This is a genomic window from Mesorhizobium sp. M2C.T.Ca.TU.002.02.1.1 (assembly GCF_003997225.1).
The window spans coordinates 1-1,688 of sequence record NZ_RZTO01001080.1; the positions used below are offsets into that span (position 1 = coordinate 1).

3 protein-coding genes are annotated in these 1,688 nt (G+C 60.1%); 2 read left to right on the forward strand and 1 reads right to left on the reverse strand.

All coding sequences use genetic code 11. The annotated features are described in order from the left end of the window. The first annotated feature begins 220 nt into the window (after positions 1 to 220). Both EOD07_RS33535 and EOD07_RS33540 read left to right on the forward strand, forming a co-directional pair. On the forward strand, positions 221 to 892 hold the full coding sequence (locus EOD07_RS33535) for an FCD domain-containing protein (RefSeq protein WP_040990650.1): 672 nt from the start codon (positions 221 to 223) through the stop codon (positions 890 to 892). A gap of 369 nt (positions 893 to 1,261) precedes the next feature. Further along, positions 1,262 to 1,513: a DUF768 domain-containing protein gene (locus EOD07_RS33540; RefSeq protein ID WP_040990651.1), complete on the forward strand. Its 252-nt coding sequence runs from the start codon at positions 1,262 to 1,264 to the stop codon at positions 1,511 to 1,513. A gap of 29 nt (positions 1,514 to 1,542) precedes the next feature. Here EOD07_RS33540 and EOD07_RS33545 read toward each other — a convergent pair. Beyond that, positions 1,543 to 1,688 (reverse strand): P1 family peptidase (locus EOD07_RS33545; RefSeq protein WP_206519639.1); only part of this gene is annotated, 146 nt, incomplete at its 5' end.

The following is a 1,688-nucleotide window of genomic DNA, read 5'->3' on the forward strand; positions in this document are numbered from 1 at the left end:
AAGTTCCTCCCGTGAACCAATTTTGAGCCAATTTTCCGCTCTTTTGAAACACGCTAACGTCAATTGGCTTAGGCCGCAAGCCGGATTCTGATTGGTTTCATGAAATAATCCAACGCCTGGGACGCGTAAACGCTGAGATGCTTTCGGCTTGGACGATGGACGGGGGCAAGAAAAGCTGCTATAAATGGTTCACTATTGGATCAGATAGCTGCTGCCAAATATGCCCAAACTGGTTGCCAACGATATCGCCATTGCCCTGAAGAAGCGCATTTCTCTGGGCGAGTGGCTGGAGAACGGCCGCATGCCGCCGGAGCGCGACCTCGCCAGCGAGTTCGGCGTGGCGCGCAACACGGTGCGGCGCGCCGTCGGCATGCTGGAGGATGACGGCACGGTCGTACGGCATGTGGGCCGCGGGACCTTTTTGACGGCGGGCAACCCCGATTCCATGGCCGCGACCGTCGCGCGCATGGAAGGAACCAGCCCTGCGGACATGATGGAGATCAGGCAGTTGCTGGAGCCGGCGGCGGCATCCTTTGCCGCGACCAATGCCAGCGCCGGCGAATTGAACGCCGTGCGCGAGGCGCACAAGATCGCCTGTGCGTCCCAGGATATGCCGACGTTCGAGCACTGGGACGCGGAATTCCACCACCGCATCTTCGCATGCTCGCGCAACGACTTCCTCAAGGAGATCCACAATCTCATGCGCATCCTGCGCAATCAGCGGCCGTGGTTCGAGATGAAGAAGCGTTCCTTCTCGGAGGAACGCCGCGCCACCTATTGCAGCGAGCACCAGCTCGTCCTGGATGCGTTGCTGGCGCGCGACTCCGAAGGCGCCAGCGCTGCCATGCTGACGCATCTGAGGACGGTCGAGCGCAATCTTCTGGGGAGGTAGCCGCCCGGATGGCGCAGCCCGAGTCGACATTGCATGAGGATGCCACTATATAGCGCCTGCTCCGGCTGAGGCCGGGGCAGCATCGACCGGGAAACTGCGATACGGTTTGTGATACAAATGCGCTGTCAAAGTTAGAAAAAAGCAAGCAAAAACAACAACAGCGGCCCTCTATCGATCCCGGCCAACGATCCCATCATTCTCAATGATCTGAACGTGCACCTCGACCCCCTCCATTCCTTCGGCCACGCGTCCCACGGGCAAGATGTCTTGCCGGTCGAGGCCGACTCGGCTCGAATGGGGCATGCATTCTGTGCGGGGGTGCGGACGTTCATGGCTACCAACCGGCTTTGCCGCTAGGGAAGAAGCAATATGAGTGAACATGCGATCGAGTTCCTGCGCGGGTGGATTGGCGAGAAAGTCCAATGCCAGCATTCACCGATCAAGATCGAGCAGGCCGAGACCCTTGCCAAGGAATGCTGCGCCAAGGCCGCCGAGGCAGGCATTCTGCTCGAGGACATCCAGGAAGAGGTCGGCGACATCCAGGAACTGATCGCCTCGCGCCTTGAGGAAGCCGCCGAAGAGGACACCGGCGAAACGAGCCCCGACAAGCCGGCGGAATAAAGATCGGCCTGGCACGAGCCGGCGGCGCTCTATCCGAATTTTTCCTTCAGCCATTCCTTCGGCAGCGCCGGCACGAAATTGCCGTCGCGTCCCGTCATATCCTCATTGGCGACCAGCGCGTTGAGGATCGCCTCCTCGACGCCTTGCACGACCGCGTCGAAGAACGGGTCGATGT

What these genes read in the sequence shown, in the direction of transcription:
- EOD07_RS33535 (WP_040990650.1), top strand. Translation starts at nt 221, where the DNA reads ATGCCCAAACTGGTTGCCAACGATATCGCCATTGCCCTGAAGAAGCGC.
- EOD07_RS33540 (WP_040990651.1), top strand. Translation starts at nt 1,262, where the DNA reads ATGAGTGAACATGCGATCGAGTTCCTGCGCGGGTGGATTGGCGAGAAA.